This is a genomic window from Burkholderia sp. WSM2232, from assembly GCF_000472545.1.
GTDB lineage: Bacteria > Pseudomonadota > Gammaproteobacteria > Burkholderiales > Burkholderiaceae > Paraburkholderia.
In genome coordinates, this window is record NZ_AWZV01000025.1 from 88,535 (window position 1) to 114,495 (window position 25,961).

Sequence of the window (25,961 nt, forward strand, 5' to 3'; positions counted from 1 at the left end):
CGACGATGCAAGCCACTGAAGCCAATTTCGACGGCCTGGTCGGCCCCACGCACAACTACGCGGGGCTGTCGTTCGGCAACGTCGCGTCGCAGAACAACGAGAAGTCGGTTGCCAATCCGAAAGCGGCCGCGAAGCAGGGTCTGCGCAAGATGAAGCAGTTGGCCGATCTCGGCTTCCATCAGGGCGTGTTGCCGCCGCAGGAGCGGCCGTCGATGCGTCTGTTGCGCGAACTTGGCTTTTCGGGCGACGACGCAACGGTCATCGCGCGCGTCTCGAAGAACGCGCCCGAGTTGCTCGCCGCGGCGAGTTCGGCGTCGGCCATGTGGACCGCCAATGCGGCGACTGTGAGCCCGTCCGCCGACACGCACGACGGCCGCGTGCACTTCACGCCGGCCAATCTGTGCAGCAAGCTGCATCGCGCGATCGAACATGAATCGACGCGCCGCACACTGCGCGCCATTTTCAGCGACGCGAACCGCTTCGAGGTACACGAAGCCTTGCCCGGCACGCCTGCACTCGGCGACGAAGGCGCGGCGAATCACACGCGCCTGTGCTCCGAATACGGCGCACGGGGTGTCGAATTCTTCGTGTATGGGCGCAGTGAATATCGCCGCGGGCCGGAGCCCAAGCGCTTTCCCGCGCGTCAGACGTTCGAGGCGAGCCGCGCGGTCGCGCATCGTCATGGTCTGCAGGAAGAGGCAACCGTCTACGCACAGCAGAGCCCCGATGTGATCGACGCAGGCGTGTTCCATAACGACGTGATCGCGGTCGGCAATCGCACCACGCTGTTCTGTCACGAGCTGGCGTTTGTCGAGCAGAGCGCGGTGTACGACGAATTGCGCGCGAAGCTCGAGAGTGTGAGCGCGGGCTTGAACGTGATCGAAGTGCCGGATGCGCAGGTGAGCGTGGCCGACGCGGTCTCGTCGTATCTGTTCAACAGCCAGTTGCTCACGTGTCCCGACGGCAGGCAGGTGCTGGTCGTGCCGCAGGAGTGCCGCGAAAATCCGCGCGTGGCTGCGTACCTGGACGAGCTCACGTCGCACACCGGTCCCATCGACGAGGTGCTCGTGTTCGATCTGCGCGAGAGCATGAAAAACGGCGGCGGTCCGGCGTGCCTGCGTCTGCGGGTGGTGCTGAACGAGGCGGAACGTGCGGCGGTCACGCGCGGCGTGTGGATAGACGACAGCTTGTTCGGCCGGCTCGACACGTGGATCGAAAAGCATTATCGCGACCGTCTCGCGCCGGCAGATCTGGCCGATCCGCATTTGCTCGCCGAGTCGCGCACCGCGCTCGACGAACTCACGCAGATTCTCGGACTCGGGTCGCTCTATGACTTCCAGCGCTGAGCTCGAGCGCGGCGAGCCGGCCGCGATGCTGGACGATTTTCTCGCCTACACGCTCGCGGGCACGCGGCCTGCGGCGAACGCCATGCAAGGCACGTGCGCCACGGGCGCACGCTGGTCGTGGCTCGACGACGGCGTGCTGCTGATCGAGCCCGCTGCTGCGCCGGTTGCCGCCATGCGCAGCGTACTCGCGTCGGCCGGCGTGCATGGCGACGAAACCGCGCCCATCGAACTGCTTTCGTATCTGGTGCGCGACATTGCGCGCGGCGAGGCTGCGTTGACCTGCCGTTTGCTGGTGATTCTCGGCAACGTCGACGCGATGCGCGACGCATGCCGTTATCGCGACGACGATCTGAACCGGCTCTTCAGCGGCCGCCATCTGCAATTGCCGCACAGTCACGAGGCACCACGCGCCGCGGCGCTCGAGCAGGCGGCCACGCGGTTCTTCGCCGCCGCTTCGGATAAGCCCGGCGCGCGCTGGCATATCGACATGCACACGGCGATCCGCGCCTCCGCATTCGAGCGCTTCGCGTTGCTGCCGCATACCGGCAGGCCGTTTTCGCGCGCGATGTTCGAGTGGTTGGGCGAAGCGCACATCAGCGCGGTGCTGTTGCATACCACCAAGGGCAATACCTACTCGCATTTCACCGCGCAGACGTGCGGCGCCGAGGCGTGCACGCTGGAGCTGGGCAAGGTCCGCCCGTTCGGCCAGAACGATCTCGCGCGCTTTGCCGGCGCCGACGAGGCGCTGCGTCGTCTGCTCGCGGGCACCAATGGGCGTGGTCCCATGCAGTTGCCGCGTGCCTTCACGGTGATCGATCAGATCACGAAGCAAAGCGCTGCGTTCGAATTGCTAGTCGACGCGGACGTCGCGAACTTCACGCCATTTGCCAGAAACACCTTGCTCGCGCGCGACGGCGACTACCGCTACGTCGTGCAACGCGACGAAGAACGCCTCGTATTTCCGAATGCGAGCGTCAAGCCCGGGCTGCGAGCCGGCCTGATGGTGATCGAGACCACCGCGCATACGCACGCCACACTCGTCTAGCGGCGCATGTGCCGCAAGCGAGCCGCGCCGGGCGCCGGTGCCGGCGCGTGCGCATGCATGCGGATTCTTTGCACGAGCGCGACATCAAGTTGCAGCTTTTCAAGCTTGCCTGCCGCGCGTTGCAGCGAACACTGCGGCGCCGGCCCCGCGCGGGCGCGGCGCCCGAGCCTGTACAATTCGCGCCTCGCGGCTGCTGCGCTGCATCACAGCGGCCGCGCGAGTTTGAATCGCATTTTTGGCGCGGCAATCATGCCTGTCCGGATTCGGCTCTGTCTTGTTCAATACCGTAGAGGAACACCCGCAATGAAGATGAATTGGCGAAACACGGCTGCGCTGGCGCTATTCGCGACGGCAACGGTCACGGCAGGCTCGGCCGTGGCGGCGGACATCAAGGAAGTGCGCTTCGGTGTCGAGGCGTCTTATGCGCCGTTCGAATCGAAGTCGCCGTCGGGCGAACTGCAGGGTTTCGACATCGACGTCGGCAATGCCGTATGCGCGAAGCTGAAGGCCAAGTGCGTGTGGGTCGAGAATTCATTCGACGGCCTGATTCCCGCCTTGCAGGCGCGCAAGTTCAATGCGATCAACTCCGACATGACGATCACCGGGCAGCGTCGTCAGGCGATTGATTTCACGGACCCCATTTACACGATCCCGAATCAGATGATCGCGAAGAAGGGCAGTGGCCTGCTGCCGACGCCCGCGTCGCTCAAGGGCAAGCATGTCGGCGTGCTGCAGGGCACGATTCAGGAGACGTACGCGAAGGCGCGCTGGGCGCCGGCCGGCGTCGACGTGGTGCCGTATCAGACCCAGGACCAGATCTATGCCGACCTCGCTTCAGGCCGCCTGGATGCGTCGTTCCAGGATGCGGAAGCGGCGTCCAAGGGCTTTCTGAAGAAGCCGCAAGGCGCGGGCTTCGAGTTCGCCGGTCCTGCCGTCAGCGACGAGAAGCTGCTGGGCGCGGGCGTCGGCTTCGGCATTCGCCGCGGCGACAAGGCGCTCAAGGACGCGTTGAACCAGGCGCTCAAGGAACTGAAGGCCGACGGCACGATAGACCGCTTCGCGGCGAAATACTTCGACGTGAAGGTGGTGCTGAAGTAAGGCGGCACCTCGACGCTAGATACGACATGCAAGACGGCCGCAAACTGCGGCCGTTTTGCATTGGGCGCACGGTGAACGGCGGCGTCGCGGTTCATATGCCCCTCTGCTCCAAATATTTGCAGATATTGCCTGAACGACATGCCAGTGCAAGACGGGCTGCGCTAAAATCGCCGGGCGCGCTGCGTCGCCACACCGCGAGTACACATTGCGGGTGCACGCGTCGAAGCAAACGATAAACACGCCGGGCGCATCGCGACGCGGCGATAACCACAAGACAGCAGCAAGCGCCGGGGGCGCCTCGCGGGGGATCAGAATGAGCACTATTGCAGTCGAGAATCCGGGCCGTACGGGGGCCACGGACGATGCGCAGTTGAACGCGAGCTTCGCGCGGCAGCCCATCCTGAATCGGGACGGCATGCTGTGCGGCTACGAGCTCAAGATTCGCGCGCCGCAATGGCCGGCAGAAGCGCTGGCCGACCTCGATCCCGACACGCACGACGACACGGATACGGACGCTGACGACCGCAATACGCGAGCCGGCCGCGCGCTCACGCCGGCCCAGCGCGTTGCCCGCGCGATTATCCGCGGGCTCGCCGAGAGCAATGTGCGCGGCGCATTGACCGGCCACCCGGCGTATATCGACACGAGCCGCGACATGCTGCTCGACGACGCGATAGAGCGCCTGCCCGCCGAACGCTTCCTGTTCGAACTGCCGCATGACATCCACGTGGACGAAGAACTGATTGCGCGCATCGTGCTGCTGCATGGGCGGCGCTATCGGTTCGTGCTCGACGACGTGACCCAGCCCAACGAGACCTTCGCGAAGCTCCTGCCTTACGCGGAAGCCATCAAGATCGACATGACGCGCGCACCCGCCGCGCTGTTGCCCAAGCTGACGAGCGTGCTCAAGTCGGCGGGCAAGCTGCTGATCGCCTCGGGCCTCGACACGCAAGCCGCTTTCGAAACCGCGCACGGCATGGGCTTCGACCGTTTTCAGGGCTACTTCTTCGCGCGCGCGCAAACCTCGATGACGCGCCGCGTGAGCGCGCCGCGCCATGCGCTGCTGAACCTGCTGCAACTGCTCGCGGGCGACCCGACGGTCGCGCAGCTCGAGGCAGAACTGAAGCTCAATCCCGTGCTGGTGATGCATCTGATGAAGCTCGCCAATTCGAGCGGCTTCGCGGTCGGCCACAAGGTGACGACGTTGCGCGAGGCGATCAACGCAACCGGCACCGACCGCATTGCGCGCTGGACGCAGTTGCTGCTGTATGCGGACGGCCGCAAGGTCGCGCTCGAAGACGACCCGCTGCTGCAACTCGCGGCAACGCGCGCGCGGTTCATGGAACTGGCTGTCGAGCGCCTGCCCGAGGCCGGGCGCGACGAAGCCGACGCAGCGTTCCTGACCGGCGTGTTTTCATTCGTCGACGCGGTGTTCGGCGGCTCGCTCGAAAGCACGTTGAATGTGCTTACGCTGTCGCGTCCGATCCAGGCGGCCATTCTGCATCGCGAGGGCGTGCTCGGGCAGTTGCTCGCCGCCGTCGAGGCGCTGGAAAACGGCGCGTGGGACACGCTTGCGGCGCGATGCGCGCAGCTTGCGCCGTTGACGGTGGAAGAGGTCGGGCACATGGGGCTGGCGGCCGGCGCCTGGGCGGGCGTCGCGGACCGCAGCGCGGAAGGGCTCGAAAGAATCGAGGACTGAGGCTTGCAAAGCAGGCAAGCCGGCATGGAGCGCATGCCGGCTGCGGAACCTCAGTTGCGAATCTGGTTGTGGAGCTCAAGCGCGGAGCGCAGGTGCGGAACTCGAGCGCGAAATTGAAGCACAAAACTGAAGCGCAAAACTCAAGCACACAACCCGGCCGCAAAAATTCAAATTGAAAGCCTGGTTGCTGACAATCATTCTCGAAGCTCAGCAGGCAAATCTGGCGTCGGGCAAACACAGAATCTGGAGAACCTACGCAGTGTGATCAACGATCACGCCACGTCTTTACATCGTCTCCATTTCCCGCATCTGCCCCAGGCCGAAAAAACGGCCTAACTCCCTGGCCAGTTCGTTCAGCACGCTCATCTCCTTCTGGGAGATGCGGCGCGGCTCCTGAGTGTGCGACCAGTCGCCGTAGAGCAGTGCGACGGTCTGCTCCGTTTCGTCCACCACCGGCAGCAGCACGAAGGCGCGGGCGTCGTCGAATGAACGGCGGAACCACTCGGGCAGCCGCGCGACCATTTTCGGATCGCGCGCATTTTCGATGAAGATGCCCACCGAATTCGCAATGGCCAGGTGGAACACGTCGGGCTCGAAGGCCGAGCTGAACGTGAGCTTGGGCAGCGCCGCGTCGATCTTCGGCCCGAGGCCGAGGCGCGCGCGGAACGTGCCGTTGCTGTGCTTGACGAACACCACGGTGCGCGCAAAGCCGAGTGCCGCGAGCACCGTTTCGGATGCCATGCCGAGCGCCGGCGCGAGCGAGCTCGTGTCGGGCAGGTTGCGCAGATCTTCGACGCCTGCTGCAATGCGCGCCTCCGGGTTGAGCGCTTCGCGCGCCATGGCGTCGGCGTTCGCGCGCAGTTCCACGATTTCGCGCATCACACCGTCGCCGCCTTCCTCGCGGGCGAGCGCCACGCTCATGTCGAGCAGCACTTCGGGGTCGGTGTTGAGCGCGCGGCTATATTCCTGCGCCAGTTCGGCCATGCGCTCTTCGCGCGCGAACTCGGGCACGTTCTGCTGCGTGAGGACGTCGGCGACCGCCGTCGAGTAATTGGTAATGGCGCGCAGCCACTGCACCTGGCGCGGCTGCTCGGTGTCCTGCGGATCGAACTCGCCCATGCCGGAGCGGATCATGTCGGGCAGGCGCCAGCGCACCGCGGCTTCCGCGCCGATTTCGTCGAACGTCACGCCGAGCACGAGCACACAGGCATCGGCTTCGAGCGTGCCGCTTTCAATGTGGCGGCGAATCTGATCCCATTCCGCGTCGAGATAGAACACCACCAGCAGCTTGCCGATTTGCCGCATCAGCGTGCAGACCACCGCTTCCTCGCCGGCGCGCAGATCGCCGCGCTCGGTGAGCTTGCGCGCGACGCAGCCCGAGAGCAGCGTGCGGTTCAGTTCGAGCTTCGCGTCGATGCGGCGCGGCGCGCTGTGATGAAAGTGATCGACGATTTTCAGGCCGACCACCAGATGGCCGACGGCGTCCATGCCAAGCACCATGAGCGCGCGCGACACCGTCGTGATGTTGCCGCCGAACGCCATATACATGGCCGAGTTCGCGAGGCGCAGCACTTTTTGCGTCAATGCGAAGTCCGACAGCACCACCTGCACGAGGCCGGTGAAGTCGAGGTCGTCGTTGTTCATTGCCGCCATGGTGGTGCGCAACGACTGCGACAGCATGGGGAAATCGCCGCGCTCGCTCATTCGCGTCCAGAGCCGGTCGAGCACCGCCGCCTTTACCATGAGAGTCCCGCAAAAGCCATACGTATTCCAGTGAATGCCATGCCGGCGCGAAGCCGGCTTATGCCGCTCTTTGAGTGCTTGACCGGCACCGCTATGCGCCGTGCAGGTGAAGCGAGCGCGCTTCGAAACGCTGCGCCAGTTCGTCGGACGGCAACGCCTGGCAGACGAGCCACCCCTGAATGTGGTCGCATCCCATCTCGGTGAGCAGGCTGCGTTGCGCTTCGGTTTCCACGCCCTCGGCGACCAGTTCCAGGTCCAGCGTCTGGGCGAGGCCGACCACCGCGCTGACGATCGCCTGATCGTTCCGGGAGGTTAGCAGATTCTCGACAAAACTCCTGTCGATCTTGAGCTTTGCAAGGGGAAACCGTTGCAGGTAAGCCAGGCTCGAATAGCCGGTGCCGAAATCGTCGACGGCAAAGCGGATGCCCATGGCCGTCAGCTCTTCGAGCAGCACCTTGGCGTGGGCCGGGTCGTGCATGAGCAGGCTCTCGGTAATTTCGAAGACGAGGCGCCGCGGGTCGATGCCGGTCAGGTTGATCGCCTCGCGCACCGCGTCCGTAAAACGGGGATCGCGGAACTGCTGCGGCGACACGTTGACCGCCACGTACTGCAGCGAGATGCCCCGCGCGTCCCACTGGATCAACTGCATGCACGCCACCTTGAGCACCCAGTTGCCGAGGAAGTTGATGAGCCCGACCGACTCCGCGAGCGGAATGAACATGGACGGCGGCACGAGGCCGTGGACCGGATGCATCCAGCGGATCAACGCCTCCACGCCGACCACGCCGTGCGTGCGGCTGCTGGTGATCGGCTGGAAGTGCAGCGAGAACTCGCCGTTGCGCACACCGTCGTAGAGGTCCGCCTCGAGTTTCAGGCGCTCGGCGTCGGCGGGGTTGTCGTCCGGCACATAGAACGCGAGCGTATTGCCGCCCGCCGCCTTGGCCTGCAGCAGCGCGTGGTCGGCCCAGCGCAGCAGGTGCGTGTCGTGCGCGGCCGTGTCGTTCGCGTGACGCACGTCCGGGTAGAGGGCAATGCCGATGCTCGCCGACAGGTGCACCTGCTGGCCGCTGAATACATACGGCTGCTGGATCGCGGTCAAGAGGCGCCGCGCCAGCGCTTCTGCGGCTGCTGCGGCGTCGGTGCGGTTGGCGGCGGGCTTCACGAGGATCGCGAACTCGTCGCTGGCCACGCGCGCCACCGTCTCGTGCGGGCTCGTCATGTTCAGGATGCGCCGCGCCGTGTCGCGCAGCATTTCGTCGCCGGCGTCGTAGCCGAGCGCGCGGTTCACGCGCTGATAATCGTCGATGTCGAGCAGCAGCAGCGCGGCGGGCGTGCCGTGTGCGTCGGCCCGCTGCTGCGCTTCCAGCACTGCGGGAACCAGCGCGGACTGGTTGGCCAGATTGGTGAGCCGGTCCAGATGCAGCGCCTGGATGAGGCGCTCCTCGCTCGCGCGCCACGCCGACACGTCGAAACCGGCAATCGCGAAGCCGTCGATGCCGTGGTGGCTGCTGCGCACCACGCGCAGCTCGACGGTGATCGGGTAGGTGAGCGACTTGATAAGCCCGAGCGTCGCCTTTTCCACGTTGCCGGTGGCGCGGGCGCGCTCGAGCAGCGCGTCGAGGCGCGCCGTGTCGGCCTCGGCCACCAGCTCGTGCAGCGTAATGGTCTCCAGATACTCGCGGTGATAGCCGATAAAGCGCAGGCTCGCGTCGGACACGTAGAGAAAGCGCAGTTCGCTGTCCACATGCGCGAGCAGGTCTACGGCGCCGACCACCTGTTCCAGTTGCGGCGCCGCGGGCAGCGCGGCGGGCGGCGTGACGGGCGGCCCCGCTTGCGGCTTGTCCTCGACGCGCCGGCCAAGACCAAGAAGCCGGTCGACGACCGTGCGCAAGGAGCCCCGGCGGGGGGCGGTGATCCTGTTCGCTTCCATGTATCGGTGGCAACCTGTGTTCGTCTGCGGGCGGGGCGGCTTGCCGTTCGCCTCTGGGGAGCGGCGAAAGGGTTCAGGCGGGTGTCATGCGGGTACCACGCGGGTATCAGGCCGCCCCATCAGGACTAGATAACGACCTGTCGCCTCAAATCTTTAGTGCAAGCGCAAGAAAAACATCCCGTAAGGGAGCGCGGCGGGCGACGGAAGCCGGACACCGCCGATTCGGTTAAAGTGCGGTTGGCCGGCGTCCGTTAATACGGCAAACCCCTGTGCGGTGGCGGCGCGCCGCTGTCGCGCAGCCCTTCGAAAGCAGCACCGACGACCCATGTCTGAACTTCATTTGGTCCGGGCCTCTGCCCGGCGCATCGAGGTGCGCGACGCGACCGGCGACGAACCCGACGCGGCTAGTGCTGCGCAGTTCGTCTATCTGGGCCGACAGCCGATTCTCGATCGCCAGGGCGCGCTCAACGCATACGAACTGCTGTTTCGGGCTGGCGCCCACAACTATGCCGAAGTCACCAACGACGCGCAGGCGACCGCGCAGGTGGTGGCGCGCGCGCTCGGCGGAATCGGCGTGCCGGCCGTGCTCGGGCAGCATCGCGGCTTTGTCAACATCGACCGGACGATGCTGTTCGACGACATTGTCCACGTGATGCCGCCGGAGCGCTTCGTTCTCGAGATTCTCGAAACCGTCAGGTTCGACGCGCAACTCGCGCGGCGGCTCGGCGAACTGCGGCGCGGCGGTTTCCAGGTTGCGCTCGACGACGTGACCCAGCTCTCGGACGAACTGCTCGCCATGCTGCCGCATGCGGACATCGTCAAGATCGATTTCCTGCAGACGCAGCGCGCGGATCTGCCCGAACTTGCGGCGGCGATGCGCGGGGCGGGCAAGACCCTGATCGCCGAAAAGGTGGAGACGCGCGAAGACTTCGCCCTTGCCCGCGATCTGGGCTTCGATCTGTTCCAAGGCTACTTCTTCGCACGGCCGCAGGTGCTGGCCGCGCCGAAAAACCGCTCGCCGCGCCCCGGCCTGATGCGCCTGCTCGCGCTGCTTTCGCGCGACGCAGGCATCGTCGAGCTGGAAGCGGAGCTGAAGCTCAATCCCAGTGTGGTCGTGCAGTTGCTGCGCCTCGTGAACTCCAGTGCGTTCGGCCTCGGGCGCAATATTGCGTCGCTGCGCGAGGCAATCATTGCGACAGGCACACGGCAGATCGCGCGCTGGGCGCAACTGCTGCTTTACGCGGACAGCGGCGATCTGCCGTGGCGCGCCGATCCGCTCGTGCAACTGGCAGGCACGCGCTCGCGCTTCATGGAACTGGCGGCGGGCTGGATGCGACCGGCCGACGACGAATTCGCCGACGCGGCCTTCATGACCGGCATCTTTTCGCTCGTGCATGTGCTGCTTGGCAGCACGCCGAAAGCCGTGCTGGAAAAGCTGGGCCTCGCGCCGCAGATTCGCGATGCGATTGTCGAACGGCGCGGAGCGCTCGGCACGCTGCTGCAAATCGCGGAGGCGGCGGGCGAGGGCTGCGATGCGGTGTCGATCGCCCGCGGTTGCGATGCGCCGCCTGAATTTGCCGCGCTCACGCCCGGGATACTGGCCGAGCTGAACCTCTCCGCGGCCGCGTGGTTCGGCGCGCATATCGAGGAAGCGGCGGCGTGATTTTGCTGGCAAGCGCAATTCATGAGACTCGGGCAGCCAATAAATCAACGAGCCAGGCAGCAATCCGTTGCGACACTCGTGGACGCCCGATCCGAGTTCGCGAGACTGGCCGCATTCGTTGCCGTTACTTGTGAGACTGTTAGGGAAGGGATTGTCTTCGTTCGGCCCAGAATCGGACACTCGACGAGAATCCCAAAATCGCAAACAATCAGGCGATGGGCCATGAGATGAGGTTGAATTCAAATCCCGGCCAACTCCTGTCCCCACGCACGCACCCCATCCGCCAAACAGAATGACCTGGACGCCTCCACCTCAAGGCAAGAGCAATGCGCCGACGTGGTTAAAGACGAGCCTTACTCTGCTCTATCGTTTGCTATGCGGACTTTTGGTACTAGGCGCGCTTGTCCCCATTGTGATGCAAGTATTTAACATTCCGGTTCCGTTCGATACGCCTAGGGCGTTTTCCCTTTTTATCCTGGCCGGAGGCATGCTCGCGCTCACACACGCCTTGCGCACTTGGCTTTTGCGCCTGCCTATTTCGACCCGATACTCGCAACCGGTTCCATATGGCTATCCGGGATGGCGCGGCTTTCTCCAAGCCCAGTTTGCTACGGGTTGTTTCCTGTTTTTCTTCGGTGCGCTGCTGCTCCTGCTTTGATTCGCAAACGTCGCCGGGTCTAATGACCGCTTTGTGGAAGATTGTTTTCTCATATGGGTCGCATGCGTCTGTTTGCCATAGGCCGGCTACATATGCGGCTTGCATGAGGCGCTGATCGGCCATCTACGGACGCTCGCCCAAGACCTTCCAATGACGGTCGAACGTCGGCTTTAGGCTGAGCAGCGGCCTTGCTTACGGGAGAAGCAACCATCCGGTCTGAGCCATGCGTTTGCATAGGCAATTTCGACAGCAGGCTGACCGCGCCGCAGCCGAACTCTTCGCTAATGGGTACCGGCCTGCTGGAGCAAATCACTTTGCTCGCACGGGACTGAACTCAATCCAGAGTAAAATTGAAGAATATCAACATAGCAGCGAAGCATCCGCGTCGTTTGATCAGGCAGACCATGAAAAAAATCGCAATTTTTAACCACAAAGGTGGTGTCAGTAAATCCACCACGACCTTCAATCTCGGATGGTCCCTCGCAGAGGCGGGAAACCGCGTTCTTATTGTCGACTGCGATCCGCAATGCAACCTAACGGGGATGGTGCTCGCCTTGAAAGGGCTAGACGATCTTGGCGACTTTTATGAGGCACATCCTTCCGCGAATCTCTATACAGCGGCTAGAAGGGCGTTCGAGGGATCACCGGAAAAGATTGTAGCGGCAGAAATAGTAGCGACTGCGCAAGAGAATTTGTTCCTGCTTCCAGGTCACATTGACACAGGTCTTTTCGAGCCTGATCTGGCGATGGCGCATAAACTGTTGGGCGCCATGTCGATTTTGCAGAACTTACCGGGAGCGCTCGGATTTTTGCTCGACGAGACGGCCAAAGCGAACAATATCGATTACGTATTCCTCGACATGAGTCCTAGTGTCGGGGCTCTCAACCAAAACTTGTTGGTATCGTGCGATTATTTCATCGTACCTGTCGCGCCTGATTACTTCAGCTATCTCGCCATCGACTCCCTTTCGAAAACTTTGCCTCGGTGGGCCATCAACGCGAATGAGCTACGCTCCCGCTCGGGGCCACAAATCTATAAGTTACCCGCATCTAATCCTCGTTTCATGGGAATAGTCTCGCAACGGTTCAATGTCCGATCAGGCAAAGTAACTAATGCGTATCAAAAATGGATTGATAAGATCGTGGCCCGGTGCCACGAATCGCTCATTCCCTCCTTGCAGAGCGTCGATATGATGCTTCCGGAGGAAAGATACCGTTCAGTTCTCGGGGACGGTTGGGAAATTGCGCAAGTTCCCGATTTCCATGGCTTACTGGGGAAATCACAAGAACATTCTAAGGCGGTCTTTGCATTGACTGACGATGACCTTGACATGTCGGGGAAGGTCGAGAAAACTTACATCGCGTCAAGGGATAATTTCAAAGAAATATTCAAGTCGTTCGCAGCTAAAGTCGTTGAGCTCGCAAAATGACGGGCATTGCTCAACTGCATCAATTCAAAGCGGGACTCTATTGGCCGATTCGAACGAACCTTGCGCCCGGGGAGTTCAATCTGAGATATCGAGGAAGAGAGTATGTCCTTAATCTCTCCCAGCCTCAGTATATCGACACCGGTATATCCGGCGTGAATGTCCCAGCATTTTCTTTTACCCTCATCGAGATTAAGTGGGCCAAGCCGCATCAGCTTTCTGGAGACAAACTCGTGGCGTGGGCGAGGTCGGCAAAGGCAAAGCTGCTGGAGGAGGCTGAAGCATTTCAGAACCACTTCATCGATCTTCTGTTCACGAGCTCTGTTCGGCTGAATCGAAATCTCGACCAGATTCGACATTTCGGAATTGTCGATTGGGCAGCCAGTTACGTGACGGTGAACCATATCCTGCTTGGGATTGAATTGTCGCCTCAAGCTATGGCCCTTGTCTCGGATAACCAGTTAACGATTCCAACAGACGATCTCGCGGCCGAAAACGTCAGCTTTCTGCAAAGGACGCTCCAGAGAGCTTATCGAATTGCTAATTCTGGCTATCCCACCGAGAGTTTGCTTCTGTCGGCGGCGGTGGTAGACGCGACCACCCAGCGGTTCCTCGAAAAGTCTATGCAGAAACGGGGGCTTTCGCCAGATTCCGCCAAGGAGTTGCTTCGGAACACTACAACAAAGCGTCTCAAAACCTATCTCGATCCTGTACTCAAGTTGGTGGCGACCAGATCGCTTAGTGATGAACAGCCCGGCTTATATGAACGGCTGATTCGTCTGAACGAGCTTCGAAATGATGCGATTCATAACGGCAGAGAAACTTCACGCAGCGAAGCTATCGACGGATGCAAAACTGTATTTGAGGTCGTGAGTTTCTTGCATTCGATTGACCGTGATTGCGCTGAGGCCCCCGTGGCACCGTTCATTTTGTGAATCGAACCGCTAAGGTCTGGATATCCCGGCCTCACGGCCGGCAAAAAGCGTAAGCGTTGCGAAACTGACGCGAGGCAAACGGCAGCTAGCCGTGCGTCCCGTCAAAGATGAGATCAGGCGCAAATAGCGGCACTTTCTCAGTTTAGCTTGATGTCTGGTGTGCTTTCCACGAAAGACATCTGCTTTTCGAGAGCGTCCGCTTCCGGTGCGATTACGGTCCCCCGTGTTTCGGTGGCCGGCTAATATGCATGTAAAACGCCGGCTTTCAACCGGGCGTTTGCGCACTTCGAAGTGCTAATTCTTTTGACTGTCTGGGGTAATGTCTTGCAAGGACTGCGCGACGCGAGCCAACTTTGCTTTGTCATCAAAAAAGGAGGAGTCGCCAATCATTACAGTACGAATCGGAGAGATAGTCGCCTTGATGTCTTTCTCCAGCTTGTCTAGGATCGGTCGCAATATGGGGATGTCGATTTTTAGACGGGTCTCCGCCGCCTCGACATCCTTCAGGCCCTCGTGCGTATGCTTGAAAAGCCTGAGCTTGAGTTCGCGGTCACTCTCAGTGGCGAAAACCACTTCACTGTAATCGCCTGCCAGAATTTTGGCGCTTGTTGCAAGGAGCCGCTGTGACACATCTGTGATTACCTGCTCTGGCGTCTTAACCGTCTCGGGGAAGAGCTTGCTTCTCAGCGCAGCCGGGGTGACACCTGCTGCCGTCACGGCCACCAACCGGGTGTGGAGGTACGGCGCGGCCAACTGAACACTATAAGGATGTACCTTCATTGTCCGTAGGAGCGGTACAGTTATCTCTCGAAATATCCCTTGGTTGATCTCATTTGCGACATGAGCCATCAGCAGGCCATCCAATGTTGTCCTCACCTCGGATATCGTCGCGATCAAGTCCTTTAGAGCGTTAGGATCGAGCGCTTTGAAAAAATCAATGCTGAAACCGTATAGATCCACAAATCCCATACTGACGCGCTGCTCCGGCGGAATGTCCGATATGCGACCCTTGATATCACGAAGGTGCTCGTCAGTTAGAAGCTTCAAACCGTGGTCATCAAGCGCCTTCCTCAATACGGTATCAGCCTCTTCGATTGAGACTATAGTTCTAACAGTGAAGAAAGACCTAAGCACCTCTGGTTCGGTATTTACACGATCGGAAAGGTCAAGACCGTTGAAGCCGACGATTCTGATTCGCTTGACGAGATCTCGAACCCGTTCAGTCGGAGGATTTGCCAAAAACGGTCGAAATGACTCAAACTCCTCTAACGCGTCTTGCACATATCGGTCCACAGTGCCGTTTCCAATCTCGATATCGATTTGCACCGGAAAAGAGTGTAGAAGATCGATTGCCTCTCCAGTGAAATCACCTGGGGCAAAGACGAGATAACTGAACGTCTCTGGGGCGGGGAGGATTGACGAGTCGAGGCATGCATTGATTAGGAACTTTACGATCTCCCGAAGCAGCGCCGGCCGGGTCAAACGAGTGGATAACTTCTTGCATTGGATGAGCCCTCGCACTTCCGATCCAGAGTACAGGACACAGTCTCGCCCTCGCTCTCCTACACCTTGCATAAGCGCCACGTCGTCAAAGTCGGTATGCTTTCCTGAAGCAATTTCCTTCTTCATGAGCATGTACGCTAAAGTTTCAAACTGGCGATCCCCAAGCAACTCAAAGGGGAGCTTTTGAATTGCAGGTTCAACAACCTCGGGACGGTATCCGCCACCGAGTTCAGTTTGAAGTTGAGAGTCAGAGACTTTTCTAATCAAGCTATACCCCGGTTGTTGTGTTCGTTGAAAATTCTAAGCTGCAGCTTTGTGAAACATTATCCCATGGGAATTCGTTGCCTCTGCCGGTCTGGCGCTTTGGCCATCGGAGGAACGGTCTCCCGTTCCGTCCCATTGCTGCAGTCTGCAATCAACAGTGTCCGTAGCCCGTGGCGGAAAGCAGTCATTCAATGCTTCCACGCCCGAGCGGCCGAGTTGGGTGGCGGATTCAACCGGTCGATGCAACACCTCCGCTGCTCACGCAGATTCTAGGTGTTGCATCGACCGGTTGAATCCGCCGTCGACTAGAGACGGTCCAGCCCTTGAGACATTCGTTCGATCGACGCCCCATCACACTGACGGTCGAAGTCGTGCATCCCGGTCCTCGATGGCGCAATATCGGACCGTTGCGCACCTGCCGGGTTTTCAGTCCCGGCAGTCTCATCAATTCCGTCTTTCCAGTCTCACCAACTCGGCCCCAGTCTCACGAATTCCATTTACCTGCAATTTTGCGGGTGAATGGCGGATGAATGGCGGATCTTTTGCGGCCTGATTTACGACCTGACTTGCGGTTGATTGGCGCTTAGATGCGCTCAGGGCGCTGCCTGGCAATCAAAGGCAATCAGGGGCAATCAAGGGCGCCCGCGAGTCGGCGGCGCATACGTTGGCGAGCGCCGCGTGCCGTGTATCGAGCGTCGCCCGTCGAGCGACAGCCACCGCCGACCCGGGCCTTCGGGCAAGCGTCGCGCGCGATTTTCGTCTACGTGGTCCAATAGAGCGCAAGGCCGGCCGTCCACGTGCCGTCGCGCCGTTTCGTCGCGCCCGCTTCAAGCGTCCCAGGCGCCTTGAGTGGCGCGACCAACGCGCTTTGCATACTGCCGGACGGCGGCGCCAGAATCTCCCATTCCGCAAAATTGAGCCGCAACGCTCAAAGGATCGCAGATGAAGAAAAACCTCATGCCCGCTGCGCTGGCCGCAGCCGTTTCCGTGGCCTGCGCTGCCTGGTCGCTTAACGCTCATGCGACGCTCGAGCCGGGCGACACGGCCCCGCCGTTCACCGCCGAGGCGTCGCTCGGGGGCAAGACCTACACGTATTCGCTTGCCGACGAGCTGAAGAAGGGGCCAGTGGTGCTGTACTTCTATCCGGCCGCTTTCACCACGGGCTGCACGATCGAGGCGCACGAATTCGCCGAAGCCGTCGACGAATACAAAAAATATGGCGCGACGGTGATCGGCGTGTCGCACGACAACATCGACACGCTCACGAAGTTCTCCGTGAGCGAGTGCCGCAGCAAATTCCCGGTTGCGGCGGACGCGCAGTCCAAGGTGATCGCCGCCTACGACGCCGGCATGCCGATGCATAGCTCGATGGCCAATCGCGTGTCGTACGTGATCGCGCCGGACGGCAAGATCATCTACGAGTACACGAGCCTTTCGCCCGAAAAGCATGTCGAGAATACGCTGAAGGCTGTCAAGGCGTGGGCCGCCACGCACAAGCGGCCGTAAGACTTCTGCCGGGCGTTCGCTATGCCGATTCTGGTTGGACTATTTGCGCTGATCGCGCTGGTGTACGGCGCGGTGCGCGCCTTCGACGCGTTGCAGGCGGGGTTTGGAACGCCGGTCGCCGTCGGCGTCGCGGCGTTGGGGGCGCTGCTGCTGGCGGCCGCCATCGCTTACTGGTTGCGCCGCAGGAAGGAAGTCGCGCCGAACATTCGCGACGGCGACTGGACGCATCGGCTCGACGGCAGTTGGGGTTCGGTGCGGCTCGCTTCGGGCAAGCGCCTGTGTGAGCTGCACGTGGGCGGGCAGCAGGGCGCCTATATCTTTGCCGATCTGCTTGGCGCGGATCTGCAGCGTCACGAAGCGCACTGGCAACTCGCGCTGAAGGTCAAGGACAGCGCGCGCAGCGTGTGGCTGTTGCCGATGCAGAACGAGCGGCAGGGCCGGCAATGGCAGCGCATCTTTCTACTCGCAATCGAGCAGAAGCTTTGAGACTGCCTTGCCGCGGCGCGGCGCGCCGCGCGGCACGTGCCGCCTGCCGCTTGCCGCATGCCGCATGCCGTTGCACGGCGGCCTCTGCTTGTCTGCACGTCTTGCAAAAGCCGCCGCGCAGGCGGGTCATGTTACGTCACGAACTGGGCGCAATACCGCTTCTGCGCGCTTTTCTCGACTCCCAGCGCACACGAATCCGGTCCATGTAAAGGTAGACCACCGGTGTGGTGTAGAGCGTGAGCATCTGGCTCATGATCAGCCCGCCGACAATCGCAATGCCGAGCGGCGCGCGCAACTCCGCGCCTTCGCCGCGCCCGAACGCGAGCGGCAGCGCGCCGAGCATCGCGGCGAAGGTGGTCATCATGATCGGGCGGAAACGCAGCAGGCATGCCTCATGAATCGCGTCGCGCGACGAGCGCCCGTGCCGCGACGCTTCTATCGCGAAGTCCACCATCATGATCGCGTTCTTCTTGACGATGCCGATGAGCAGAATCACGCCGATCAGCGCGATGATGCTGAATTCGGTTTTGAAGAGCAGTAGCGCGAGCAACGCGCCCACGCCCGCCGAGGGCAGCGTCGACAGAATGGTCAGCGGGTGGATATAGCTCTCGTACAGAATGCCGAGCACGATATACACCGCGGCAAGCGCCGCGAGAATCAGGATCGGCTGGTCCGACATGGACTGCTGGAACGCCTGCGCGGTGCCCTGGAAGCTGCCGTGGATGGTCGCCGGCATGCCGATTTCGGCCATTGTCTGGTAGATCACCTGGGTTGCCGTGGAGAGCGACACGCCCGGCGGCAGATTGAACGAGATCGTGGAAGCGACGAACTGGCTCTGGTGATTCACCGAAAGCGGCGTATTGCCCGGCCCGAAGCTCGCGATTGCAGAGAGCGGCACCATGGTTTCCTTCGACGTGGACACCGCCGCGCCCGACGACGCGCTCGACTTGCCGCTCGTCGCAATGGAGTTGATTGCCTGGTTGCGCGCGGAGTCGGCGGCAATCGACGCGGCGCTCGACGCCGTGGTGCCCGCCGTACCGCCTGCCGAGGCACTGGTGGACGACGAGCTGGATTTCTCCGACGCCGTGACCGTGCCCGCCGGCGCGTTGGTGGTCTGGGCGCCGCTCGCGCTGCCGCCCGAGGTGCTGATGTAAATCTGCTTCAGCATGTCCGGGCTTTGCCAGTATTTGGGTGCGACTTCCATCACGACGTGATACTGGTTCAGCGGGTTATAGATCGTCGACACCTGGCGCTGGCCGAACGCGTCGTACAGCGTGTTGTCGATCTGCGCGGGCTTGATGCCGAGGCGCGCCGCGCTCGCGCGGTCGATCGTCACCATCGCCTCAAGGCCGCCTTGCTGCTGGTCGGAGTTGACGTCGGCCAGTTCCTTGCGCGCCTGCAGCGCCTCGGTGAGCTTCGGCCCCCACAGGTACAGGTCGGGCGTGGAATCGGCGAGCAGCGTGAACTGATACTGCGCATTCGACTGCCGGCCACCCACCCGGATGTCCTGGACCCCTTGCAGGAAAGTGCGCGCGCCTGCCACGTCGCCGAGCGGTGCGCGCAGCTGCTGGATCACCTGATCGACGGAAATCTTGCGCTCGCTCTTCGGCTTGAGCGACACGAACATGAAACCCGAATTGGTCTGCCGTCCGCCCGTGAAGCCGACCACGCTGTCCACCGCCGGGTTCTTGCCGACAATCTCCATCATCTGCGCGAACTTGCCTTTCATCGCCTGGAACGACGTGCTCTGGTCCGCCTGAATGCCGCCGATGAGCCGGCCGGTGTCCTGCTGCGGGAAAAAGCCCTTGGGCACGACGATGTAGAGCCAGATATTCAGGCCGATGGTGGCCAGCAGAACGAACAGGATCAGCCGCGGATGCAGCAGCGCCCAGCCGAGCGTGCGTTCGTAGCCGCGCTGCATGCTGGCAAAGCCGCGTTCGAGCCAGCGCCCGAAACGGCCTTCTTCTTTCTGTTCGTGCGGCTCGCGCAAGAGGCGCGAGCACATCATCGGCGTGAGCGTGAGCGAGACGATCAGCGACACGCCGATTGCTAGCGACAGCGTCAGCGCGAACTCGCGGAACAGGCGCCCGACGATGCCGCCCATCAGCAGAATAGGCAGGAACACGGCGACGAGCGAGATGCTGATAGACATCACCGTGAAGCCCACTTCGCGCGCACCAAGGAAAGCGGCCTTCATGCGCGGTACGCCGTTCTCGATATGCCGCGAGATGTTCTCGAGCACCACGATGGCGTCGTCTACCACGAAGCCGGTGGCAATGGTCAAGGCCATCAGCGAGAGATTGTCGATCGAGAAGCCGAGCAGATACATCGCGCCGAACGTGCCGATGATCGAGATCGGCACGGCCACGCTCGGAATCAGCGTGGCGCGCCAGTTGCGCAGGAACAGGAACACCACCATCACCACGAGCGCGACCGCGATGATCAGCGTGTGTTCGGTGTCTTTGAGCGACGCGCGGATCGTGGTGGAGCGGTCGGCGGTCGGCGTGATGTCCACGTCCGCGGGCAGCGACGCGTGCAGTTGCGGCAGCATCGCGGTCACGCGGTCGATTGTCTCGATGATGTTCGCGCCGGGTTGCCGGTACAAAATCACGAGCACCGAGCGCTTGCCGTTGAAGAGACCGAGATTGCGCAGGTCTTCGACGGAATCGACGACTTCGGCCACGTCCGAAAGCTTGACCGCCGAGCCGTTGCGATAGGCGATCACGAGGTCGCGATATTGCGCAGCCTTGGTCGCCTGGTCGTTCGTGTAGATCTGCACGCGGTTCTGGCCGAATTCGATCGAGCCCTTCGGACTGTTCGCGTTGGCCGCGGCCAGCGCCGCGCGCACGTCTTCGAGACCAATGCCATAGTGGAACAGCGCTTGCGGCTCCAGTTCGACGCGCACGGCCGGATTCGCGGAGCCGCTCACATCCACTTCGCCGACGCCTTCCACCTGGGAGAGCGACTGCTGCAGCACCGTGGCCGCGGAGTCGTACAACTGACCGGCAGTGAGGGTCTTCGACGTGAGCGCGAGAATCATGATGGGCGCATCGGCCGGGTTCACCTTGTGATAGGTCGGATTGCTGCGCAGGCTGGCCGGCAGGTCGGCGCGCGCCGCGTTGATGGCCGCCTGCACGTCGCGCGCGGCGCCGTCGATATTGCGGTTCAGGCCGAACTGCATGGTGATGCGCGTGGAGCCGACCGAGCTCATCGAGGTCATTTCGGTAACGTCGGCAATGGAGCCGAGATGCCGCTCGAGCGGACTGGCCACACTCGTCGCCACGGTGTTCGGGCTCGCGCCGGGCAACGACGCCTGGATCGAAATGGTGGGAAAGTCCACCTGCGGCAACGGCGCGACCGGCAGCTTCATGAACGCGAAAATTCCCGACAGTGCAATGCCGATGGCGAGCAGCGTCGTGGCGACGGGGCGCGCGATAAACGGACGCGACAGGTTCATCGCCTCAGGTCCCCGCATCCGTTGCGCCGGCCGCCGGGCCGCCGCGATTGAACCGTTCGCGCGCGCGGCGTGCCAGCGAGTCGAACGCCAGATAAATGACCGGCGTGGTGAAGAGCGTGAGCAACTGGCTGACGATCAGACCGCCGGCAATCGCAATGCCGAGCGGCCGGCGCAGTTCAGAACCCGCACCCGTGCCGAGCATCAACGGCAGCGCGCCGAGCAGTGCGGCGAGCGTGGTCATCAGAATCGGCCGGAAGCGCAGCAGGCACGCCTGATAGATCGCTTCGCGCGGCGCCTTGCCTTCTTCGCGTTCGGCGTAGAGCGCGAAGTCGATCATCATGATGGCGTTCTTCTTCACGATGCCGATCAGCAGCACGATGCCGATAATGCCGATGATGTCCAGGTCGTGGCCCGTCATCAGCAGAGCGAGCAATGCGCCGACACCTGCCGAGGGCAGGGTCGACAGAATCGTGATCGGGTGAATGAAGCTTTCGTACAGCACGCCGAGCACGATATACATCGTGACGATGGCCGCGAGAATCAGGAACAGCTCGTTGGACAGCGACGCCTGGAAGGCGAGCGCCGCGCCCTGATAGCGCGTCTGGAAGGAGGCGGGCAGGCCAATGTCCTTCTCGGCCTCTTCGATTGCCTTGACCGCCGCGCCAAGCGACGAACCGGGCGCGAGGTTGAACGAGACCGTGGTCGCGGGGAACTGGCTCAGGTGCGTGACGAGCAGCGGCGCCGGCTTTTCGATGAACCTCGCGATGGCCGAGAGCGGCACCTGGCCGCCCGACGAGGTGGACGAGGGCAGGTAGATCGAGTTCAGCGACTCGGTGTAGTGCTGCATCGAAGGCTGCGCTTCGAGAATCACGCGGTACTGGTTCGACTGCGTGAAGATCGTCGAGACGATGCGCTGTCCGAACGCGTCATAAAGCGCGCTGTCCACGGTGGCGGGCGTGATGCCGTAACGCGATGCCGTCGCGCGGTCGATTTCGACATACACCGACTGGCCGTTGTCCTGCAGGTCGGTGGCGACGTCCGCGAGTTCGGGCGCCTGCTTGAGCCGCTCGACGAGCTTCGGCACCCACGTCGTGAATTCGCCGATGTTCGGGTCGGTCAACATGAACTGATACTGCGTGGGGCTCACAGTCGAGTCGATGGTTAGGTCCTGCACCGGCTGCATATACAGCGAGGCGCCCGAGATGTGCGCGACGTCCTGCTGTAACTGTCGGATCACTTCGCTGGCGGTGTTGCTGCGGTCGTCGCGCGGCTTCAGGTTGATCAGCATGCGGCCGCTGTTCAGCGTAATGTTGCTGCCGTCCACGCCGATGAACGACGTGAGGCTCTGCACGTCCGGGTTCTTCAGGATCTGCGCCGCGAGTTCCTGCTGACGCTCGGCCATCGACGCATACGAGACCGACTGCGGCGCCTGCGTGATTGCCTGGATCACGCCCGTGTCCTGCACGGGAAAGAAGCCCTTCGGAATGAACACGTACAGCAGCGCGGTGAGCACGAGCGTCAGCACGGCGACGACGAGCGTGGAGCGCTGGCGATCGAGCACCCATGTGAGCGCGACCGCATAACGGGCGATGACCCAGTCGATCGCGCGGTGCGCGCGCGCCTCGAAACGGTGGCTTTCGTGCGGCGGCGTGTGGCGCAGCAGCTTGGCGCACATCATCGGCACGAGCGTGAGCGACACGACCGCCGAAATCACGATGGTCACGGCGAGCGTGATCGCGAACTCGTGGAACAGGCGGCCCACCACGTCGCCCATGAAGAGCAGCGGGATCAGCACCGCGATCAGCGAAACGGTCAGCGAGATGATCGTAAAGCCGATCTGTTTCGAGCCTTTTAACGCGGCTTCAAGCGGCGACTCGCCTTCTTCCACGTAGCGGGCGATGTTCTCGATCATCACGATCGCGTCGTCGACCACGAAGCCCGTTGCGATGGTCAGCGCCATCAGCGACAGGTTGTCCAGCGAAAAGCCGCACAGGTACATGACGGCGAGCGTGCCGATCAGCGAGAGCGGCACCGAGAGACTCGGAATGATGGTCGCGTAGACGTTTGCAAGAAACAGGTACATGACCAGCACGACGAGCACGACCGACATGGCCAGCTCGAACTGCACGTCGCGCACGGAGGCGCGGATCGTGGTGGTGCGGTCGGTGACGACCTGCACTTCGAGCGCCGCGGGCAGCGACTGCTGCAACTGCGGCAGCAGCTTCTTGATGTTGTCCACGACCTGGATCACATTGGCGCCCGGCTGGCGCTGCACGTTCAGGATGATGGCCGGCGTGCCGTCCACCCATGCGCCGAGCTTGGTGTTTTCCGCGCCCTGCACGATGGTGGCGACGTCCGTCAGCATCACCGGGCGGCCGCTCTTGTAGGCGACCACCGCGCTCTTGTAGGCGTCGGCGTCGGTCAACTGGTCGTTCGCGTTGATCGTGTAGTTGCGCGTCGGGCCGTCGAAGTTGCCTTTCGGCGTGTTGACGTTCAGGTTGGAGATGGTGGTGCGCAGATCGTCAAGGTTCAGACCGTAGGCGGCGAGCGCGCGCGGGTTGGCCTGAATCCGCACAGCCGGCCGCTGGCCGCCCGAGAGGCTCACGAGACCCACGCCGCCGACCTGCGAGATTTTCTGCGCGAGCCGCGTGTCCGCGAGATCCTGGATCTGCGTGAGCGGCAAGGTTTTCGACGTGATCGCGAGCGTGAGGATGGGGGCGTCGGCGGGATTGACCTTGGCGTAGATCGGCGGCGCTGGCAGGTCGGAGGGCAGCAGGTTGCCCGCCGCGTTGATGGCCGCCTGCACTTCCTGCTCGGCGATGTCGAGCGGCAGATCGAGGTTGAACTGCAGCGTGATGATCGACGAACCGGCCGAGCTTTGCGACGACATCTGGTTGAGCGACGGCATCTGTCCGAACTGCCGTTCGAGCGGCGCGGTGACGGACGAGGTCATTACCTCCGGGCTCGCGCCCGGATAGAACGTCTGTACCTGGATGGTCGGATAGTCGACTTCGGGCAGCGCGGAAAGCGGCAGGAAGCGCAGCGCGACGAGGCCGACCAGCATGATGGCCGCCATCAGCAGCGCAGTGCCGACGGGGCGCAGAATAAAGGCGCGGGATGGATTCATGCGGTAAGTGCGGTGCCTTTATTGCGAGGCTTGAGCCGTATGCCTGCCGTGATGGGGCCGTGCGCTGGAGGCTGCGGAGGCGGCTGTGGTGTCGGCGGCTCCCGCGGCACCCTGGGCTGCCGCGCCGCTTGCGCCTGATGCACCGCGTGCGCCCGAAGCGCCGCGCGGCTTATCCGCCGGAATGGTGATCTTCGCGCCTTCCTTCAGACGGTCCGAGCCGTCGATCACGACGCGTTCGCCCACTTGCAGGCCCGACTTGATGCTGGTGCGCTCGCCGTCGACCGGGCCGACTTTCACCGGCCGCACGGTCACCGTGTTGTCCGGCTTGACGACATAGACGAACTGGCCCATCGAGCCGTTCAGCACAGCCGAGGTCGGCACGATCACCGCGTCCTTGATCGTGTTGACGAGCAGCCGCGTGTTGACGAACTGGTTCGGGAACAGCACGTTCTTGCTGTTCTGGAAGATCGCGCGCAGTTTGACGGTGCCGGTGGTGGTGTCGATCTGGTTGTCGAGCGTTTCCAGGGTGCCGCCCTCAAGCGACGTAGTGTTGCTGCGGTCGTACGCGGTCACCGAGAGCTTCGCGCCGGTTTGCGTCTGCTCGAGAATCTGCTGCAGGTTGTCTTCCGACGTGGTGAAGATCACGCTGATCGGCTGCAACTGCGTTATCACGACGATGCCGTTGGTCAGGCTCGGCGTCACGTAGTTGCCCGGGTCGACCTGACGCAGGCCGACGCGCCCGGAAACCGGGGCGGTGATGCGCGCATAGACGAGGTCGAGTTTGTAGGTGTCGACGTTGGCCTTGTCCGACTTGACGGTGCCTTCGTATTGACGCACCAGCGACGCCTGCGTATCGACCTGCTGGCTCGCAATCGAGTCTTGCGACAGCAGCGTCTGGTAGCGCTTCAGATCGAGACGCGCGGTTTGCAGCAGCGCTTCGTCGCGCGCGAGCGCGCCTTGCGCGTTGTCGAGCGAGATCTGGTAGGGGCGCGGGTCGATCTGCGCGAGCAGGTCGCCCTTTTTGACCATCTGGCCTTCCTTGAAATACACCTCCTGCAACGTGCCGCTCAACTGCGGCAGAACCGTCACGCTCGCGAGCGGCGTGACGGTGCCGAGCGCGGTGAGCACCACCGGCATCTCGCCTTGCGTCGCAGTGGCTACATGGACCGGCTGCGGCATGTTCGCCATCGCGCCGGGACCGCCCCGGCCGGGCCGGCCGCTGTGAGCGCCGCTCGCGCCTGGCGCGGCGGCGCCCCCTGGCGAGCCCCACGGATGCCAGCGCCACAGCACGAAGGCGAGAATCAGCAGCGCGAGGACGATCAGCGCGACGTTGCGGCCGCGATGGCTTCGGACGGCGCCGGGCCGCGTGTCGGCGGTACCAGGTGTACCGGGCTTGGCGGGTGTGTGCGACGGACGGGCGGGCGCCGCTTCCGGCGTCTTCGGGGAAGCCGGAGCGGCGGGGCGTGTAGTTTCCGAATGCTGTTGTTGTTCGTCCATCGGTTCGGTCAGTGACTGCTTGGAAGTGTGGCGTAGGCGCGATTGTGCCGCATCGGCGCCTGGCATTCGCGGATGAGGATGCACGGCAGGCGGGTTCGACAGCGGGCGGGCCGCGTGCGTTCAGCGCGATGCTACCCGAGACGCGGTTAATAGATGCCTGCGCGGCGCCCCTGAAGCCCCCAATCGATGCTCCGGCAGGGCCCGCCGGGCGTCCGCGCCGCGGAGCGCGCCCGCGCTGCGGCAGGAATGCATGATCCTACGTCCCGCCCTCTGTAACAGTCCACCCGCGTATTTTTCTGTTGATTACGCCGGTTACAGGCGGCGGAAGGTGGCGCTCACGGCCGGGTGACGAAGTGGCGTGCTGGTGGGGGGGCGAGGGGTGCGTGTTGAGGCGTCCCGGAGGTCCAGCCCTGTGGGGTTCCGGCGTCTGAGCGTTCCGGCGGCTCAGCGGCTCAGCGGATCAGCGGATCAGCGGATCAGCAGCACAGAGGCACAGAGGCACAGAGGCACAGAGGCACAGAGGCACAGAGGCACAGAGGCACAGAGGCACAGAGGCACAGAGGCACAGAGGCACAGA

16 protein-coding genes are annotated in these 25,961 nt (G+C 62.7%); 10 read left to right on the forward strand and 6 right to left on the reverse strand.

The window, feature by feature from the left end:
* Positions 1-5 precede the first annotated feature (5 nt).
* From astB to F757_RS0122185, 4 genes are all read left to right on the forward strand, one after another.
* A complete protein-coding gene (gene astB / locus F757_RS0122165) occupies positions 6-1,346 on the forward strand; it encodes an N-succinylarginine dihydrolase (RefSeq protein WP_027213310.1) in 1,341 nt (446 codons plus the stop codon).
* A complete protein-coding gene (astE, locus tag F757_RS0122170) occupies positions 1,330-2,391 on the forward strand; it encodes a succinylglutamate desuccinylase (protein WP_027213311.1) in 1,062 nt (353 codons plus the stop codon). Before astB ends, astE begins: the two co-directional genes overlap by 17 nt.
* 303 nt (positions 2,392-2,694) lie before the next feature.
* Entirely contained in the window at positions 2,695-3,489 is a 795-nt protein-coding gene (locus F757_RS0122180; protein ID WP_027213313.1) for an ABC transporter substrate-binding protein, read from the forward strand.
* Between the two features lie 313 nt (positions 3,490-3,802).
* Positions 3,803-5,188: an EAL and HDOD domain-containing protein gene (locus F757_RS0122185; RefSeq protein WP_027213314.1), complete on the forward strand. Its 1,386-nt coding sequence runs from the start codon at positions 3,803-3,805 to the stop codon at positions 5,186-5,188.
* Positions 5,189-5,473: 285 nt separating this feature from the next.
* Here the strand turns inward: F757_RS0122185 and F757_RS0122190 are convergent, their stop codons facing one another.
* Both F757_RS0122190 and F757_RS0122195 read right to left on the reverse strand, forming a co-directional pair.
* The gene (locus tag F757_RS0122190) at positions 5,474-6,931 is read right to left on the reverse strand and encodes an HDOD domain-containing protein (RefSeq protein WP_027213315.1); all 1,458 of its coding nucleotides are present in this window, start codon (positions 6,929-6,931) and stop codon (positions 5,474-5,476) included.
* A 91-nt stretch (positions 6,932-7,022) separates the two neighbouring features.
* Positions 7,023-8,861, reverse strand: coding sequence for a putative bifunctional diguanylate cyclase/phosphodiesterase (locus F757_RS0122195; protein ID WP_027213316.1), 1,839 nt, complete (start codon positions 8,859-8,861; stop codon positions 7,023-7,025).
* Between the two features lie 325 nt (positions 8,862-9,186).
* Here F757_RS0122195 and F757_RS0122200 point away from each other — a divergent pair, with 325 nt between their 5' ends.
* From F757_RS0122200 to F757_RS0122215, 4 genes are all read left to right on the forward strand, one after another.
* Entirely contained in the window at positions 9,187-10,524 is a 1,338-nt protein-coding gene (locus F757_RS0122200) for an EAL and HDOD domain-containing protein (RefSeq protein WP_027213317.1), read from the forward strand.
* Positions 10,525-10,816: 292 nt separating this feature from the next.
* Complete coding sequence (locus F757_RS0122205) at positions 10,817-11,182, forward strand: hypothetical protein (protein ID WP_156923697.1); 366 nt, start codon at positions 10,817-10,819, stop codon at positions 11,180-11,182.
* A gap of 350 nt (positions 11,183-11,532) precedes the next feature.
* Positions 11,533-12,612, forward strand: coding sequence for a ParA family protein (locus tag F757_RS0122210; RefSeq protein ID WP_156923699.1), 1,080 nt, complete (start codon positions 11,533-11,535; stop codon positions 12,610-12,612).
* Complete coding sequence (locus F757_RS0122215) at positions 12,609-13,544, forward strand: hypothetical protein (protein ID WP_027213320.1); 936 nt, start codon at positions 12,609-12,611, stop codon at positions 13,542-13,544. Before F757_RS0122210 ends, F757_RS0122215 begins: the two co-directional genes overlap by 4 nt.
* A 294-nt stretch (positions 13,545-13,838) precedes the next feature.
* Here F757_RS0122215 and F757_RS0122220 read toward each other — a convergent pair whose 3' ends face one another.
* Entirely contained in the window at positions 13,839-15,314 is a 1,476-nt protein-coding gene (locus F757_RS0122220) for a hypothetical protein (protein WP_027213321.1), read from the reverse strand.
* A 939-nt stretch (positions 15,315-16,253) separates the two neighbouring features.
* Here F757_RS0122220 and F757_RS0122230 point away from each other — a divergent pair.
* A complete protein-coding gene (locus F757_RS0122230) occupies positions 16,254-16,817 on the forward strand; it encodes a peroxiredoxin (protein WP_027213322.1) in 564 nt (187 codons plus the stop codon).
* A 21-nt stretch (positions 16,818-16,838) separates the two neighbouring features.
* Positions 16,839-17,303 (forward strand): hypothetical protein, encoded by a 465-nt coding sequence (locus F757_RS0122235; RefSeq protein WP_027213323.1) that lies wholly within the window; start codon positions 16,839-16,841, stop codon positions 17,301-17,303.
* Between the two features lie 136 nt (positions 17,304-17,439).
* Here F757_RS0122235 and F757_RS0122240 read toward each other — a convergent pair whose 3' ends face one another.
* The 3 genes from F757_RS0122240 to F757_RS33940 are packed head-to-tail and all read right to left on the reverse strand — an operon-like array spanning position 17,440 to position 25,384.
* Positions 17,440-20,760: an efflux RND transporter permease subunit gene (locus F757_RS0122240; protein WP_027213324.1), complete on the reverse strand. Its 3,321-nt coding sequence runs from the start codon at positions 20,758-20,760 to the stop codon at positions 17,440-17,442.
* Between the two features lie 4 nt (positions 20,761-20,764).
* The gene (locus F757_RS0122245) at positions 20,765-23,887 is read right to left on the reverse strand and encodes an MdtB/MuxB family multidrug efflux RND transporter permease subunit (RefSeq protein ID WP_027213325.1); all 3,123 of its coding nucleotides are present in this window, start codon (positions 23,885-23,887) and stop codon (positions 20,765-20,767) included.
* Between the two features lie 18 nt (positions 23,888-23,905).
* Complete coding sequence (locus F757_RS33940; RefSeq protein ID WP_035467332.1) at positions 23,906-25,384, reverse strand: MdtA/MuxA family multidrug efflux RND transporter periplasmic adaptor subunit; 1,479 nt, start codon at positions 25,382-25,384, stop codon at positions 23,906-23,908.
* Positions 25,385-25,961 lie beyond the last annotated feature (577 nt).